The organism is Streptomyces sp. NBC_00569 (assembly GCF_036345255.1).
Lineage (GTDB): Bacteria > Actinomycetota > Actinomycetes > Streptomycetales > Streptomycetaceae > Streptomyces.
In genome coordinates this window covers 8,504,327-8,519,574 of sequence record NZ_CP107783.1, presented here as the reverse complement: position 1 = coordinate 8,519,574, position 15,248 = coordinate 8,504,327, and the positions used below count along the sequence as shown (strand labels likewise).

General features: G+C 68.7%; 18 protein-coding genes and 1 pseudogene. 17 read left to right on the top strand and 2 right to left on the bottom strand.

Features of this window, described 5'->3' with window-relative positions:
• The first annotated feature begins 47 nt into the window (after positions 1-47).
• The 7 genes and pseudogenes from OHO83_RS38375 (at position 48) to OHO83_RS38345 (ending at position 6,941) form a co-directional block, all read left to right on the top strand.
• Positions 48-764, top strand: coding sequence for a hypothetical protein (locus tag OHO83_RS38375; RefSeq protein ID WP_330280517.1), 717 nt, complete (start codon positions 48-50; stop codon positions 762-764).
• 362 nt (positions 765-1,126) lie between these two features.
• Entirely contained in the window at positions 1,127-2,920 is a 1,794-nt protein-coding gene (locus OHO83_RS38370; protein WP_330280516.1) for a type IV secretory system conjugative DNA transfer family protein, read from the top strand.
• Positions 2,921-3,026: 106 nt separating this feature from the next.
• Positions 3,027-3,263: a hypothetical protein gene (locus tag OHO83_RS38365; protein WP_330280515.1), complete on the top strand. Its 237-nt coding sequence runs from the start codon at positions 3,027-3,029 to the stop codon at positions 3,261-3,263.
• Positions 3,260-4,438, top strand: a complete 1,179-nt coding sequence (locus OHO83_RS38360; RefSeq protein ID WP_330280514.1) for a DnaB-like helicase N-terminal domain-containing protein — start codon at positions 3,260-3,262, stop codon at positions 4,436-4,438. Before OHO83_RS38365 ends, OHO83_RS38360 begins: the two co-directional genes overlap by 4 nt.
• Positions 4,439-4,785: 347 nt before the next feature.
• Positions 4,786-5,397: a DUF4913 domain-containing protein gene (locus OHO83_RS38355; RefSeq protein ID WP_330280513.1), complete on the top strand. Its 612-nt coding sequence runs from the start codon at positions 4,786-4,788 to the stop codon at positions 5,395-5,397.
• Between the two features lie 453 nt (positions 5,398-5,850).
• Positions 5,851-6,168: pseudogene (locus tag OHO83_RS38350) on the top strand (helix-turn-helix domain-containing protein); the annotation flags it as partial.
• A 188-nt stretch (positions 6,169-6,356) separates the two neighbouring features.
• Positions 6,357-6,941, top strand: coding sequence for a DUF4352 domain-containing protein (locus tag OHO83_RS38345; RefSeq protein ID WP_330280511.1), 585 nt, complete (start codon positions 6,357-6,359; stop codon positions 6,939-6,941).
• Positions 6,942-7,099: 158 nt separating this feature from the next.
• Here the strand turns inward: OHO83_RS38345 and OHO83_RS38340 are convergent, their stop codons facing one another.
• Together OHO83_RS38340 and OHO83_RS38335 are read right to left on the bottom strand one after the other, a co-directional pair.
• Complete coding sequence (locus tag OHO83_RS38340) at positions 7,100-7,621, bottom strand: hypothetical protein (protein ID WP_330280510.1); 522 nt, start codon at positions 7,619-7,621, stop codon at positions 7,100-7,102.
• Positions 7,622-7,632: 11 nt separating this feature from the next.
• The gene (locus OHO83_RS38335) at positions 7,633-7,866 is read right to left on the bottom strand and encodes a hypothetical protein (protein WP_330280509.1); all 234 of its coding nucleotides are present in this window, start codon (positions 7,864-7,866) and stop codon (positions 7,633-7,635) included.
• Between the two features lie 116 nt (positions 7,867-7,982).
• Between OHO83_RS38335 and OHO83_RS38330 the strand changes: the two genes are divergently transcribed.
• The 10 genes from OHO83_RS38330 to OHO83_RS38285 all read left to right on the top strand — a co-directional run bounded on the left by OHO83_RS38330 (position 7,983) and on the right by OHO83_RS38285 (position 15,029).
• The gene (locus OHO83_RS38330) at positions 7,983-8,576 is read left to right on the top strand and encodes a hypothetical protein (protein ID WP_330280508.1); all 594 of its coding nucleotides are present in this window, start codon (positions 7,983-7,985) and stop codon (positions 8,574-8,576) included.
• A gap of 867 nt (positions 8,577-9,443) precedes the next feature.
• The gene (locus OHO83_RS38325; RefSeq protein WP_330280507.1) at positions 9,444-9,614 is read left to right on the top strand and encodes a hypothetical protein; all 171 of its coding nucleotides are present in this window, start codon (positions 9,444-9,446) and stop codon (positions 9,612-9,614) included.
• Positions 9,615-9,972: 358 nt separating this feature from the next.
• Positions 9,973-10,713, top strand: a complete 741-nt coding sequence (locus tag OHO83_RS38320; RefSeq protein ID WP_330280506.1) for a DUF6879 family protein — start codon at positions 9,973-9,975, stop codon at positions 10,711-10,713.
• Entirely contained in the window at positions 10,710-11,552 is an 843-nt protein-coding gene (locus tag OHO83_RS38315) for a helix-turn-helix domain-containing protein (RefSeq protein WP_266667539.1), read from the top strand. The genes OHO83_RS38320 and OHO83_RS38315 overlap by 4 nt, the downstream gene beginning before the upstream one ends.
• An 87-nt stretch (positions 11,553-11,639) precedes the next feature.
• Entirely contained in the window at positions 11,640-12,104 is a 465-nt protein-coding gene (locus tag OHO83_RS38310) for a hypothetical protein (protein WP_266667541.1), read from the top strand.
• Positions 12,101-12,439: a DUF6415 family natural product biosynthesis protein gene (locus OHO83_RS38305; protein ID WP_266667543.1), complete on the top strand. Its 339-nt coding sequence runs from the start codon at positions 12,101-12,103 to the stop codon at positions 12,437-12,439. Before OHO83_RS38310 ends, OHO83_RS38305 begins: the two co-directional genes overlap by 4 nt.
• A complete protein-coding gene (locus OHO83_RS38300; protein ID WP_266667545.1) occupies positions 12,436-12,639 on the top strand; it encodes a hypothetical protein in 204 nt (67 codons plus the stop codon). The genes OHO83_RS38305 and OHO83_RS38300 overlap by 4 nt, the downstream gene beginning before the upstream one ends.
• A gap of 192 nt (positions 12,640-12,831) precedes the next feature.
• Positions 12,832-13,929 (top strand): radical SAM protein, encoded by a 1,098-nt coding sequence (locus OHO83_RS38295; RefSeq protein ID WP_266676150.1) that lies wholly within the window; start codon positions 12,832-12,834, stop codon positions 13,927-13,929.
• A complete protein-coding gene (locus OHO83_RS38290; RefSeq protein WP_266667547.1) occupies positions 13,926-14,138 on the top strand; it encodes a hypothetical protein in 213 nt (70 codons plus the stop codon). Before OHO83_RS38295 ends, OHO83_RS38290 begins: the two co-directional genes overlap by 4 nt.
• Positions 14,139-14,219: 81 nt before the next feature.
• On the top strand, positions 14,220-15,029 hold the full coding sequence (locus tag OHO83_RS38285) for an aminoglycoside phosphotransferase (protein ID WP_330280505.1): 810 nt from the start codon (positions 14,220-14,222) through the stop codon (positions 15,027-15,029).
• Positions 15,030-15,248 lie beyond the last annotated feature (219 nt).

The window sequence follows — 15,248 nt, the reverse complement described above, 5'->3', positions numbered from 1 at the left end:
GCATTCTCGTCCTCCGCACGGCCCCGACTTCTGCGAGGTGCATCTTCGTGGCGGAAACACATCCGCACATCACCGTCGGCCATCACGGCCGCTACGGCGTCGTGGCAGCGACATCGCACGACAACCACGTCGCCGAGCACATCCTTCGCCTCGTCGGTTTCGAGCGGCTCCCCGGCAGCGATTTGTACAGCCTCACCGATCCGACCCGCGAACCGTTGCGGCGCGGAGCACAAGCCGTGCAATCCATGCGGGCCGCGCAGTACAGCGTCACCTCCGACGCCGCGTACGACCTTCAGCCCTACACCCGGCTGAGCCCGAGCCGAGGTCCCACTGACCTGCCGGAGAAACCTCCCATCATGCCGGTCTCCGGCATCCAGGAGGCGGCGGTCGCCTCGGCCCGCCCCCTCGACGCCGACATCCGTGCCGACCGGATCATCGTGCACGACCAGGTTCGCGACCCCGAAGGCATCCTGCGGGCCATGGGCACTGAGACCCGCACCAACGAGGGCGTCCCGCTCCCTGGCGAGGGCGACCTCCAGTACGTCGAGACCCTGCAGGTCCGTACCGACCTCGCCTTCGACGCCTTTTCCTACGTGCGCGACAGCGGGTGGCCAGACCCTGTATCGACCATGCAACAGCGCCGAGCCCAGGCCGCCACTGCCCTCTCCCCGGCCTGTACGGGTGTATCGCCGCCACGACGGCCCGCTGTTTCCGTCGAGTACCACCCCACCCCAGCTGCCCCGGAGCCGAGCCGCACCCGCTAGCCGATCCGCGCCAACAAGAACTCACGATGAATCTGCAGCTCGAGCCGGACGTCGCCTCGGCGTGGCCGCCGCCGTCGCAGACGAGCGTCGGTCGTCCTCGGCAATCACCCTGCGAGGGCTGCGCCACACCCCGACGGGGCGGCACCGAGCAGTGCGGGCACCCCGCACACCCCAGCTCGTACCCTCCGGCCGCCCGGCTGACCGGCGGGCTGGATACGCGCTGGCTCGCCAGCCGGGACTGCACCGACTGCCGCCCCCTTCTTCCTTCGCGCCACAGCCTCTTGGAGCCCCCTCGTGATCACCAGAAGAAGCCGCTGGTCCCACCCCATCGCCCGCCACTCAGCACGTAACGGGACCGCGCCTTGTCTCCTGCACGCACCAGCACGCCCTCGACCACCACCGGCACCGACGTCCTCCTCTACCTCCTGATCGCGGTCGCCGCGCTCGGTATGGGCGGCGGGACTCTCGCCTGGCTGTTCGGCAACCTCCTCAACGCGGCTGTCGGCTCCGATCCGCGGGCCTCCTTCCGACCAACAGAATCGCTGCTGCACCCCGGTGAGGTCTGGCCGCATCTCGCCCACCCTGCCGTGATCAGCGGGTGCTACGTCCTCCCTGCGCTCATCCTCCTGGCCGCCACGCTGCTCGGGGTGAAGGTGTGGCTCCGGCTGCGCGGCAACCTCAAGGGGCTGGCCGACCAGCGGGACCTGGCCGACCTGATGCCCAAGAAGAACTTGGCGAAGGCGGTCGAGCTCCGTCCGAGCCTCAAGGGAACCAAGCTCAAGGCCGTTTCGCCCGACGACCGCGGGGTCCTGCTCGGCACGCTCACCCCTGGCGCGCGGGAGGTTCGCTCATCCTGGGAGGACGTCCTCCTCGCAATCATGGCGCCCCGCTCGGGGAAGACCTCCGGATTGGCGATACCAGCGATCCTCCGCGCGCCGGGCCCTGTACTGCTGACCTCCAACAAAGCGGCGCGCGACGCCTACACCGCCACGCTCGCGGCCCGCGCCGAGGCTGGCACGCTGTGGACGCTCGATCCTCAACAGATCGCCCACGCCCCCCAGATGATGTGGTGGGACATCCTCGCCGACGCCCACGATCTTGCCGGGGCCCGCCGCTTGGCCGGGCACTTCGTGACCGCCTCCGTGGACGAATCGAGCGCGGGCGACTTTTGGTCGACTGCCGCCGCGAATACCCTCACCGCGCTGTTCCTCGCTGCCGCCCGCGGCCGACGGCCGATCACCGACGTCCTAGCCTGGCTCGCCTCCCCAGCCGACCGCGCCCCCATCGACCTGCTCCAGGACGCCGGGCTCGACGCGGTCGCCGCCCAACTCCACGGCACCGTGGCCGGAGCCGTCGAAACCCGTGACGGAATCTTCGAAACCGCCCGGCAGTACGCCAGTTGCCTACTCAACCCGGTCATCGCCGCCTGGGTCACCCCACCCAGCGGGATGGACAAGATCCGGGAGTTCAAGCCCGAGGCGTTCGCCACCAGCAAGGACACATTGTTCCTGCTGTCGAAGGATGGCGGCGGCTCGGCTTCGGCGATCATCGCCGCCGCTGCCGACGCCGTGATGCGCTCGGCCGTTATGCAGGCAGAGCGCGACGGTGGTCGGCTCGATGCCCCGCTGCTCGCGATCCTCGACGAGGCCGCCAACGTATGCAAGATCGCGGACCTGCCGGACCTGTACTCCCACCTCGGCAGCCGGGGCGTCATCCCGATCACGATTCTGCAGTCCTACCGCCAGGGCGTCCGAGTGTGGGGCGAGCCCGGCATGGACGCGCTCTGGTCGGCCGCGACGATCAAGCTCGTCGGCTCCGGTATCGACGACGCCGACTTCGCGGACAAGCTCTCCCGCCTGGTGGGCGACCACGACGTTCGTACCGTCTCGGTGTCCACCAGCGAGTCGGGCAAGTCCACTTCAGTTTCCATGCGCCAGGAACGCGTGCTGCCCGCCGATGCGATCCGCGCCCTGCCCAAGGGTTCCGCGCTCCTGCTCGCCACAGGCATCCGCCCCGCCCTCCTCAGCCTCAAGCCCTGGTACCGCGAACCCAACGCCGATCAGCTCGGCGCCGCCTCCGCCAGGGAAACCGCGGCCATCACCGAGCGCGCGCTGGCCAAGACCCTGCGCCGCGACGGCATCGGTCACGCCACGTGAACCCGCCGAAGACGCACCCCCGCAGGGCGAGACGCGACGGCGCACTTCCCCGAACGCCAGTACATCCCGGGGCCTTCGCCCCTTCCTCGTGAGGTACTCACTCCCAATGTCCCACCCCACACCGTCCTGGGCCTCCGTTCGCCGCTCCGAACGTCTCGCCGGCGCCCCCGTCGTGAAGCGGGGCGGCCATTGGTGGCTCGTGTCCCAGAGCGGCTCCCTGCTCGCATCGGACCCGGCGTTCACCGGCGAACTGCAGCGATTTGCCACCGCCTTGACCGCCGCCGACCTTGCCGTTGCTGAGATTCGCGCCCAGCACCAGGCCGCACGCAAGGCGCAGCCGTGACCCCGCTCGTTCACGCCGAGCAGGCCGTCTTGGGCGCACTATTCCTGAATCCCGGCCAGCTCGACCGGCTTGGTAGCTGGCTCCACCCGGAGCACTTCTCCCGTCCCGCGCACTCCGCGCTCTACGCCGCGATGCTCAAGCTCCGGGTCGCCGAACACCCAGCGACGACCGCGCCGGAGGGTGGGTCCGTACCACTTGCCTGGATCACCGACACCTTGCAGGAGGCGAGCACTCACACCCGCGGGCTCACCCCGTCGTACCCGCACCTCCTGATCTCGGCGTGCCCGCGCCCCGACCACGTCCCGGTGTACGGACGGATGGTCCTGGAGGGCGCTATCCACCGCAGCGTCGCCCAACACGCCACACGCCTGCACCAGGCCGCGTTCGCCGACGACCGGAACGGGACGGTGGAGGAGACGCTGCACCACGCCCAGGTGCTCTCCGATGTGCTGACCGACCTTGCCCGTGCTTGGGGAACCGAGGCCCGGCCCGCGCAGCCGCCCGCCGCGTACGCGCAACAAGCCACCCCTCCCCAACCCGTCAGCGACCAGGGACTCGCTGATGAGGAGTTCCTCCTCGGTTGCCTCGCGTCCCGACCCGAGCAGCTTCTCGACCTGGTGCGCTGGCTCCACCCCGACGACTTCGCCGACCCCGGTCATCAACAGATCTACCGCGCGCTCGGAGCACTGCACCATCGCGGTGAACCGATCGACCAGTTGACCGTGCTGTGGGAGACACAGCGACGCGGTGCGCTGGCCGACGGGGTTCTCGACCCCGAGCGCGTACGGCGGATCTGTGACCCACTGCTCGGTGGAGCAGCCGAACACTTCGGCGAACAGGTCGTCCAAGCCTCCCTCATCCGCAGCGCCACGCTGACGGCCCGGCAGGTCGCCGCCTTGGCCGACCGCGACGCGCTCGCCCCTGGGCAGCTCATCAGCTACGCCCTGCACGCCCTCGGTCCATTGGACGACGTCCGCCGTCGCCTTCGCACAGCGCGCGGAGCTGAGCGGGAACCGCGACCATCGCTCGGCCCACCTGGCGCCCCATCGCCGAGCGCCCGAAGCAATGCCGCACGTGCCCGCAGCCGCCTCGCGGACACCACGCTGTCGGCAACGTCCACCACAGTCCCCCGGCCCGCCATCACCGGCCGTCGCACCCATCGGCGTCCGTCATAAACGATCAGGCCAGCCGGGTCGGCTTGGAAGGGGACGGATGTACGCCATGGCCCACGAGTTCGAGAATCTCCGTAGTGATCGCTCACTCGTACCCCGGGCTCCCTGCTCGCCCCATCCCACCGTCGACGCCGGCCGCCTGAGCCCGCGGTTTGCGGAGTAGATACAGTGCCCCGACGAAGGATGGGTAACCGGCACCCCAGGCCTGGGCAGGCCCGCCCAACCGACCGCGCTCTGCAACGGTGTCGTTCCAACAGGCATCCTGCGCCGTGTACACGAGATCTCCGGCGGGGCCAAACCGCTGAATCTCCGGACTCTCGACACCCCACGAATTCTTCGGAGGTGTCGAGATGTCCGAGCCCGCACGAGACAGCACCGCGCCGGTACGCATACCGGATCACGACCTGGACGACCTTGTCTCCACCGTTACGCAGCTGGTCACGGTGACCCGCAAGCAGAACGAAACGCTCGCCCGCCTCACCGACGAGGAGCCGTCCATCAACGACGGCACCGAGGGTGAGGCCGAGTCCGATGACGCCCAGACCCCGGCCTCCGCTACAGCGGAGGCCGTGCTGGCCGCCTCGGAGGAGGCGCCGACCACCATCTTCATCCTGGCGCTCGACGGCACGGCGTACACCGAGGAACTCGCCGCGCTCACCAAGTGGCTGGACGACCTGCTGCTGCCGGTGTACGGGCGGGAGGTCACCACCAGCCGCCCGTGGTGCCAACGGTGGCAGGATCACCCCGAAGCGGTGGCACGGTTGCACGCCCTGTGGCTGGCCTGGCAGCAGCTCACCGACGTCGAGGCCGGCCTCACCGGCCCATCGACCTGGCACCGCGATCACCTCGATCCCACGCTGCTTCAACTCCGCACACCTGACGGCCCATTCGGGGCGTGCACCACCAGCGCAACCCGCCCCAACCACCGGCTACTGGCCTCCCCCCAGTCTGCCGGAGCCTGACATGGCCAGCACGTACGAGCCCTCGGAGCCGGATTACCGGATCGACGGCTTCGGCGCCGCCACCGAGCGGTCGATAAAGAGCCGGAGGCCACCGACCCAACCCGAAACTGCGGCCCCGGCCTGCCGACGTGCTCACCTCACGGTTGCAGGACCTGCTCCGAGCCAATCCCCAGGACCGGTATGAGGTCGTCGCGCCCCCGCCGGAGGCATGTCCTAGCCTGTGGCCGTTTCGCGTGGTGATCGACGGGGCCTACGGCCCTATCCATATGTGGGCGCGCATCGGCGCAGCCGGGGGGAGCGGGCCGAGGGCAGGAGCGGCGCCCCAGAGCGCAGACGGGGGCATTGATGAGGTCCGGTCGCCAACGCAGTTCCGGTCGTTGCTACTGAACTTGATCGGGTGATGTCGGGTCGGTTCGCCTGCGGGTGGTTGGTTGGCTGCGGTAGCCCTGTGGCGTGAGATACGCGCAGGGCGGCGGGCTGACCGACGCCGGGAGGGCTATGCGGGAGCGGATCCGGCTGGAGGCCGTGGAACGCTTCGGGCGCGGGGAGAAAAGCCGGGAGATCGCGGTCATTTTGCGGGTGAGCAAGCGGTCGGTGGAGCGGTGGCGTCGGGCCTGGCGTGAACGCGGCGAGGCTGGTGTCCTGTCGAAGGGCTCGCCCGGCCGCCCGAGACTCGGCCCCGCGCAGATCGCCAGGCTGGAGCGGGAACTGGAGCGCGGTCCGCTTGCTCACGGGTGGGTGGACCAGCGGTGGACGCTGGCGCGGGTGAAGGGGCCGCTGACCAACCCATGAGACCCGGGGCGGCCGATCGCTGCCAGGCATCCCGGCCGCGGCGGCTACTACCCGGTGTAGGAGCAGCCGGTCTCTGGCACACCGAGGAAAAAGTAGCGGCGACGTACAACCATCCACCTCCTTCACATGTCACACACATGTCGCTCACAGAAAGGGCACCCTCTCCAATGAACCGCGCCGCCAAGACCGTTGCAGCCCTGCTCCTCGCGGGCCTCCTGCCCCTCACAGCCGCATGCAGCAGCGGCTCCGAGGTCAACACCACTCCGAACAAGAAGAGCGACACCAAGCCGGACGACAAGCCCGCCAAGAAGCCGACGAAGGAAGCCGCAAAGAAGGACGCCAAGACCGGCGACACCATCACCCTCAAGGGCATGGAAGACGGCAGCCAGCTCGACGTCACCGTCGTCAAGGTCGTCGACCCCGCCAAGAGCAGCGACGACTTCATGACTCCGGAGTCCGGCAAGCGGTGGATCGGCGTGCAGTTCAAGCTCGTCAACACCGGCACCAAGGCGTACAACGACAGCCCCTCCAACGGGGCTCAGGTCGCCGACGCCGACGGGCAGCAGTTCCAGTCCACGTTCGGAGACATCACGGCTGGTCCGTCCATGTCGTCCAGCGTCAAGCTGACGCCTGGCGGCAAGGCTCTCGGCTGGATCGTGTTCGAAGCGCCCACTAAGTCGAAGGTCACTCAGGTGCAGTTCGCGATGGACTCGGGCTTCTCGGACCAGACTGGCCAGTGGAGCATCGGCTGAACCGCCGCTGATCCAGGCCCCGCCGCGCCCCCCCGTCGCGGCGGGCCTCGCTCCACGCACCCCGTGGAGGAGAAGCCTGCTCCGGGCGCACCCAAGGACGAGCGCTGACACACTGGAGTCCGGGCCCGGCCACGTTCCCCCGTCGTGGCGGGGCCTTGCTATACCTCCGATACGGAGCCCAGATCATCGCGCCGCCACCGCACACCCGCGGCGTCGGTGAACTCGAACACCAGTCGGCCCCTGTTGCCTTGCTCTCTCGGAAACGACGCAGCCTGCCCAACACCGACGACTGCGGCAGGGGTGTTGGCCGCTCCCTGCAAGATCGCTGCGAGCAATTCAGCCGACGCCCGATTCGTGCCGTCAGCGACGAATACGCGGTCAATCTCGACACCATCGTCGGTGCACGTCACGTCAGTGATCGGGTCGTCGCTGTCGTTGACCAGCCCGACGTACGGCCGCGAATTCACTAGGCGCACACGTCTCGCCTGCTCTTGTCGCCGCTTCAGGGCGGCTGCGTGCAACTCCGCGCGTTCCAGAGCCAGCGTGGCGGCCTGCTCTGCGATGAACTGCCGCTGCTCGCCGATCTGGTCTCGCTGGCTCTTCAACGTCCAGATCGTTGCGGCCGCCGCAAGGGCAGCGAAGGTCACGCCGCCCCACGTGGGTACGTCTCCCCAGTTCACTGCGCGCCACCTCAGCCGTAGTACTCGTCGGTGTACGCGGGCCCGCCGGGTTCGCCCTCGCAGCCCTGCTCACGGTCGGGGCTTCCTCCGTGGCCGATGGTGAAGCTGTAGCCCTGGACGAGGCTGCACCCCTTGTCAGTCCAGGAGTTGGCCATGGCGGTCCAGGCTATGAGGACGAGCAGCGCGGCGACGATCTTTGTGGTGCGCGAGGGACGCCAGCCTCGCGTGGCGGTGGTGTCTGGCATGCGCACGAGTGTGGCGTACGGGCGTGATGTCGGGTGTGGGAGTGATGAGTTCGTGACCGGATGTCGCGTCACGAATCCAACACTTTGCCTTCACGGATCCCACACAACGGCGCATCATGCGCAGAGAGAGCACAACCGCAGGGGGACCCATGAGCAACACCACGCCGCCACCGCCGCCCACCTTCCCACCGCAGCCACCGCCGGCAGAGAAGAAGAGCCGGACCAACCTCGTCATCATCGGCTCGGCCGCCGCCGTCATCGCGGCCGTCGTAGCCACTGGCATCGTCGTCACGCAGTCCAGAGATGACGACACCAAGCCGGCCACCGCCGCCCGGTCGAGCGCACCGGACAAGAACGTCGCGACCGACGCCGCGAAGGAGCCGGAGCCCGAGCCGACGTACAGCGACGTCGACGCCGACAGCTTCACGATCGACCTCAAAACCAAGTCGCGGCAGTGCTTCGGGTCCGCAGGCTGCAATGTCACGGTCGAGCCGGACCTGACCCTTGTGATCGACAGCGAGAGCGTTGACCCGGACGCGGTGTACGAGATCACCTACGAGATTCACGGCGACGAGTCCGGCCCGATCATCGAGACTGCCGAGCTGTCGGACCGGACAAGCCTGAACTACACACCCTCCATGATCAGCACCGCTTCGGCGAGCACGAAGGTGTCAGTGGAGATCACCGACGTTACGCCCCAGGGAGAATGAGACCAGGCTCGCCCACACGCCAGGGTCGCAGGCCGGGCGTGGAGCAGCCCTGCCGTGCGTCCCCGTCGCAGCGGGGCCTCAGCCTTTGAGGATCGCCCGGACCCCAGTCACGTACTCCCGGATACCCCTGGCGAGCCCAGCCGACGACGCGTCAAGGGCTGTCTCCGCAGACCTCCGTTCCCCCTCTGAAGCTCCACCGCGACGCCCCATAGCCTGAAAGCATTCGTCCACACGGGTCCCTAGCACGCGCGCGGCTCGCTCCTCCTCGTCCTCAACAGAGAGGGCCAGCACCAAGCGCTCGCGATGCACCTCCTTGAACGCTGCCTGGAACTGGTCAAACGCTCTATCCATATCGGACTGCGCCCGTTCATGCCCTGGATGACCGTCCACAAAGTCTTGGCACGCAATCAATTGCCCCATGGCTGAGCGGAAAGTTTCGACGCTGCGGAGGAAGACCGCGTGAGCATCCCGACGCATCTGCCAAAGCCCATCATCGCGTTGCGCCCTAGCCTGCATCTCTACGGCCCTGAGTGCCGACTTTGCCTGCGTCTTGGCCCCGAACCACGCCAAGACTCCTCCAAGGGCCGTAGCGGCGGCACCTACGAGCACCCCTTGCATTGCAGCATCCATGGCGAAATCACCCACGGTGCTGGCGGAGCTCGACGGCGTAGCCGCGGTGGTCTACAAAGACGTCTGCTTCGCATAAGTCACAACACGGACACGCCCATGCAAACCTAACGCCCCGCGTCGCATCATGCCCCTCAACACCAACGCGAGGGGGCGGGCGCCGTGGCGAACTACAACGAGGTTCAACAGGCCGTGCGGGTCGAGTAATTCAAGCTGTGGTTCGCGTGGATCACCGGCAACGTGATCATGTTCATCGTTGCGGGCGCCCACGCAGGACATCGCCATCGTCTCCGTGCCACACAGGTGCTGCTCGTCGTCGTGCTCCTCGGACTCGCGGTCGCCCTGTTCCGGATGGCGGGCGCACTAAACAGGAAGGCTGACGCCGCCCGGCGCGAGGTGCTCGGGGAGTAGCAACGCTGGGGTCCAGGCCCCGCCACGTTCCCCCCGTCGTGGCGGGGCTTCACTACATCCGTAGTTGGGGTCCGGCGCTCCGGCGCCGGCCTCCGCGAGGATTGCGGACACCTCCGCCTGCGCGGCGATGCCGTCCCTCTCCAGGCGAAGGATCATGACCTTCATTGCGTTGAGAAGGTCAAGGTGGTCGGTCGCGGTCGCCTGATCCGTCTACAGGTGCGGGAGAGGCCCCCTCGTCAGGGCTGATTGCGCGCAATCACAACGAGCCTTCCCTGATCTGCAATCCGACGCAATGCCTCCATCCTGGCGTCCTTCTCGGCGCATGCTGTTCCTCCAACACCCTCTGACGGAGGACGACATGACCCTGCGGTTCATCGGCACCACCAGCGATGACGGAGACTGCCCCACCCTGTACGAGATCCCTGAGACCGATGAGTACCTCGTGCAAGGCGACCGCGAGACCCACCCCCAGCACCTCGTCTCCCTCCGCGACGTGAAGCCAAGCGAGACGTTCGTCCGCGTACCCCGCTCGCTCCTCACTCGCTACGCCCCTCGCACCCCTGCGCCCGAGCTGGTGCCGTTCGGCGAGATCTCCCACCTGTTCCGCGAGTTCCGCCACACGGCCTGGCGCCTGGAGACCCGCCGCGGCTACGCCTCCGACCGCAACAGTCCCAAGTGGGCGCGGTTCCTCGCGGGTGAGGACATCACTCAGGATCCGGACAACTCGTGGCGTGAGAACGTCCGGGCCCAGACCGCGCAGGGCAAGCGCTTCGAGCGCGTCCGTCTCCTCGACGAGCCCGCCACGCAGGGCCAGGAGTTCCTCCTCGCCAGCGGGCTCGGGAACGTCGCCGCGGGCGAGGACATCCGCCACCTCGCTCGCACGCAGGCGCAGGACCTGCGTCTGCCGGAATACGACTTCTGGCTCTTCGACTCCCGCGTCGTCGCCCGCTTCGCGTTCGACGAGGACGACACCACCCTTGGTGTGTACGTCACCGAGGACCCTGCCGAAGTCCTCGCCGCCTGCCAGGCCCGCGATGCCGCCTGGCACCACGCCACCCGTACCGAAGACGTCGTCAGGCAGGTACGTTCCACCGTGTGAGCACGGACTTTCAAACGGCACGAGAGGCCCTCGGCGCGCGGCTGCGTGAGCTGCGCGCCGATGCCTGTCTGGAGGGCAAGGACCTCGCCGCGCAACTGGGGTGGCAGCCTTCCAAGGTCTCCCGCCTACAGGGCGGGAAGCAGACCCCCAGCGCCGAGGACCTCACGGCGTGGGCCGAGGGAGTCGGCAGGCCGGATGTCGCCCACGAACTGCACGGCCTGCTCGCCGGGCTGGAGATGAAACACCGCTCGCTGCGGCGCACTCTCTCGGCCGGCCAGCATGCTCGGCAGGAACTCGCGATCGCCGAGACGTCAGCCACGCGGGAGATCCGGGCGTTCGAAGTCGCCCGCATACCCGGTCTGTTGCAGACCCCGGAGTACGCCCGCTCCGTGTTCGAGGCGAACGCCGAGTTCCGGCAGATCCCCCGGTCGATCGATGAGGCGGTCGCATCCCGCATCCGGCGGCAAGAGGCGCTGTACGAGCCAGGGAAGTCGTTCACCTTTCTCGTCTCCGAGGGCGCGCTCTTCATACGGCTGTGCTCGCTGGAGGTGATGGCGGCCCAGCTCGACCGGCTGTACAACGTGGTCGGGATGGCGTCTGTCCAGCTCGGTGTGATTCCTCTGGGAGCGCAGCTCCGGCGCACCCCGGCGCACGGCTTCTGGATCTATGACCGACGCCTCGTCATTGTCGAGACGATCAGCGAGGAACTGTGGCTCGACGGCGACGCGGACATCGCTCTCTACGAGCGGGCGTGGGACTGGCTCACCGAGGCTGCGGCATACGGCCGCGATGCGCGCCGCCTCATCGGGCGGGCTCGGGCCTCGCTGGAATCTCCGTAAGCAATCCGGTGCAATCGCGGATCGGGCGCACGCAATCACGCGCAATCGATCAACCCGGTCACGAGGTGCTCTCCTACGGTCCTGGTCATGGCCGCAACGACGCGCACCACCACACCCGCGCGCGAGGCAGGTGACACCTGGCTCGCCGACTGGGCTCGCCATCCGGAACTCGCCCACCAAGTGTGGGACATGGACGGCCTCGCGCCGATCCACTGCACCCACTGGCTTGCCGCGGAGGCACAGCTCAGCGTCGCCCTCCAGGCACTCAGACGCATCCCACAACGACACCGCGGGCCGCTCCTCCTCGACCCCGACCTCGACACCGCATGGTGGCTGGTCGCGCCCGACGCCGCCGAGGAGCTGGCCGACGTCCGCCTCCTCACCGTGCACCCGGCCGGTTGGCCCCTACACTGCCCACCCACGAGGCGCCCCGCTGCCGGCCGGTTCTGGCTCCACGCACCCGACGGCCGCGGTCGGCTAACCGACCCCGTGCATCTCGCCTCCGCGCTCGGTCCCGGCGGGCCCCGCATCCTTGCGGAGGCGTTCGGATGACGGTTCTCAGAGGCACTGCGTTGCCGGCGCCCACGGCAGGCGAGGTGATCAGGGCGGCGCTGTCCGCGCCGCGCGACTACCCCGGCCCTGATCGGCTGCGGTACCTGTACGCGGCGGCCCGGCAGATGATCCAGGTACGGCTACCGGTCGTGGCCGCTCAGGTCGAGGACGCGCCCGGCGGGCCGGAGCGTGCCTCACGGGAGCGCGCGGTGGACGAGGCGGAAGCGATCCTGTGCGACGGCTTGAGCCCGAGTTGCCTCGCGGCGTCCCTCACGGTGAGCGCACTGGGACGCGCGCTGCTCGGCCTCGAGCGGTTCGCGGGAGACGACCGATGAACGTGAAGCGCACGGCGCCCCTCGATCACGTCGAGATCCCCGGCATCTGCTTCATCCGCCAACCCGAAAGCACGCGGCGCTGCACGCTCCAGGCCGGGCACTACGGCGAACACCAGAACTTCTACACCGGCCCGCTCCGCAACGGCTTCCGCGTCGGCACGAGCTGGCCGCGCCGGCCCGGCGAGACGCAGGCCGACTAGAGACTCCCGCCGCCGGGGTGCTTGGAGGTGACCGGCGACGGGACAGGGCGGACCGCCCGATGGCGAGCAGTGGGGGCGGCCCGCCCAACATGAACCGCCTACCCCGTAGTCCCCGCCCCGTCCGGCGGACCTCCTCCCCATCCCATCCACCCGCACCGCCCCTCCGCGGAAGGAACGCCCGTGCACCGACTGATCGCCAGCCCGTTCCTCAGTGACTACCTCCTCCTGCACCCCGGTCATCCCTCCGGCGTCCGCATCCCTGAGGCCCGCTACAACGAGCTACGCGCCCGCACTGGGCCGGACGCCGCCCCGGTCTGGCTGCACGACGCCGCCCGCCAGGCATGGGGGCTGACCCTGGACCGGCCCCTGACTGCGGACCTCCTCGTCCGCGAGCGCTCCCGGTACGGGTACGCGAAAGCATCCTGGGAGATCAACCTCGGCTGCGACTACGACTGCGAGTTCTGCTATCTCGGAGAGAAGCGGTTCAAGGGCCTCGACTGGCAGGGCAAACAACAACTCCTCCGCACGATGCGCGACGCCGGCGTCCTGTGGCTACAGATCACGGGCGGCGAGGCCCTCATCGACCGAGAATTCGGCGCGGCCTACGAATACGCCCACCAGCTGGGCATGATGGTGCAGGTCTCCTCGAACGGCTCGTCCCTACGGAAAGCTCCGATCCGTGAGCTGTTCGCCCGGCACCGCCCCTACCGGCTCACCCTCAGCGTGTACGGGGCGACCGCAGAAACCTACGACAAGGTCACCCGGAACCGCGGTGCGTTCGGCCGGTTCATCAAGGGCCTGGACGCCGCCCACGAAGACGCACTTCCTGTCCGCCTGAACGTCATCGTCTCGGACGACAACGCCCACGAGGTCGACGACATGGTCGCCCTGTGCAAACGGTACGGATTCCCGCATCAGGTCTTCACGAACATGTCGCCGACGATCGACGGCGAGGCCAACCCCCTCGCCACACAGGCCGAGAGCCACATCACTCCGCGCAGCGTCTTCACCGGCTGCAACGCGGGCCACACCTTCTTCCACGTCAACCCACACGGCATCGCCTCGATCTGCAAGGTCGGCCGCGACCCGAGCGTGAACCTGATCACCGAGGGCCTGGCTACCCTCCCTCGGCTCGGCCAGATCGCCGAGTCCCTACAGCTCCGCACCGGTGGCTGCTCCGGCTGCACAAAGGTCGGCACGTGCCGAACGTGCCGACCGCTGGCCAAGCTCTACCAGGAGGCGGGGGATCGACGAGAACTCTACTGCCAACACGGAGGTTACGGATCATGACACCGCCCACCGCCACTATTGCCCCGCCGCGCGAGCCCGTGATGCTCACCATCAGCACCCGGCCGCCCGCACACGCGACCGCTACCCCGCCGCTCCCGCTGACCGCGACGCCGATCCGCGCGGACGAGTTCCAGATCATCGCCGATCTCGACGTGGCCGCCGAGGGCGCCAAGTGCTCCTGCTCGGCCGGCGACGACCAGCCCTACTAGAACCGCACCCTGCACCACCGTGCCGCCCCGGCCCGTACTCTGGCCGGGGCGGCATCCCCCCCATTCTCCGAGGATCAGCGCGTGCCCATCCCCCGCATCGCCTTCGAGCAGCTCCCCGCCGACACCCGCCGGGCTGTCGCCGACAAGACCGGCGCCGTGCATCAGGCCGTGACAGTGTCCGGCGGCATGAACTCCGGCATCGCCTCCGTCCTCGACACAGACTCCGGTCCGGTGTTCGTCAAGGGCATTCCCGTCGACCACCATCAGGTCGACGCGCAGCGCCGCGAGGCCGCCATTGCCCCGCACCTGCCCGCCTCCTGCCCCCGCCTGTTCTGGTACGTGGAGGCCGCGGGGTGGAGCCTGCTCGGATATGAGGTCGTCGACGGGCGCCATGCCGACTACGCGCCCGGATCCCTGGACCTCCCACTCGTCCAGGCCGCGCTCGCCGAGCTCCAGGCCGTGCGCGCGCCAGCCGACGTCGAGATCAAGGAGGCCGCGGACCGGTGGAAGAACTATGCGCCGCCCGGAACGCTGCACTACTTCGCCGGCGGGGCGCTGCTCCACACCGACTTCGCCCCTGACAACATCCTGATCACCGGCGGCCGGGCCCGCCTCGTCGACTGGGCGTGGCCGACGCGTGGCGCAGCCTGGATCGATCCAGGGGCGCTGGCGCTGCGGCTCATGGATGCCGGCCACTCGGTTGAGGATGCGCTCAGGTTCGCCGACCGGTTCCCGTCGTGGCACAACGCCGAGCCCAGAGCGCTCGCAGCATTCGGGATGGCCACGGCCGCACTGTGGCGCGAGATCTCCGAGCAGTCGCCGATCGAGTGGAAGCAGGGGATGGCTCGCCACGCTGCCTTGCTCGCTGACCACCTGGCCGAGGGACGGTAGGTCAGACGAGGTCGCGGAGCGAGACGCCGAGCGCGTCGGCGATGCGGATCAGGTTGCCGACGTCTTGGTTACATGGGGATGTGGACTCCATGTGGATTCCGGAGACGACATCGGCCCCCTGGAGAGATCTCCAGGGGGCCGACGCAGGTCAAGGGACTTAGTTCCGGTGGGTGCGGACGGCTTCGAACCGCCGATTCTGCCTTGTAAGGGCGGGGGTAC

Coding starts and splice junctions, on each gene's coding strand:
- OHO83_RS38365 (WP_330280515.1), top strand. CDS start 3,027: ATGTCCCACCCCACACCGTCCTGGGCCTCCGTTCGCCGCTCCGAACGT.
- OHO83_RS38355 (WP_330280513.1), top strand. CDS start 4,786: ATGTCCGAGCCCGCACGAGACAGCACCGCGCCGGTACGCATACCGGAT.
- OHO83_RS38345 (WP_330280511.1), top strand. CDS start 6,357: ATGAACCGCGCCGCCAAGACCGTTGCAGCCCTGCTCCTCGCGGGCCTC.
- OHO83_RS38335 (WP_330280509.1), bottom strand. CDS start 7,866: ATGCCAGACACCACCGCCACGCGAGGCTGGCGTCCCTCGCGCACCACA.
- OHO83_RS38330 (WP_330280508.1), top strand. CDS start 7,983: ATGCGCAGAGAGAGCACAACCGCAGGGGGACCCATGAGCAACACCACG.
- OHO83_RS38320 (WP_330280506.1), top strand. CDS start 9,973: ATGACCCTGCGGTTCATCGGCACCACCAGCGATGACGGAGACTGCCCC.
- OHO83_RS38310 (WP_266667541.1), top strand. CDS start 11,640: ATGGCCGCAACGACGCGCACCACCACACCCGCGCGCGAGGCAGGTGAC.
- OHO83_RS38305 (WP_266667543.1), top strand. CDS start 12,101: ATGACGGTTCTCAGAGGCACTGCGTTGCCGGCGCCCACGGCAGGCGAG.
- OHO83_RS38300 (WP_266667545.1), top strand. CDS start 12,436: ATGAACGTGAAGCGCACGGCGCCCCTCGATCACGTCGAGATCCCCGGC.
- OHO83_RS38290 (WP_266667547.1), top strand. CDS start 13,926: ATGACACCGCCCACCGCCACTATTGCCCCGCCGCGCGAGCCCGTGATG.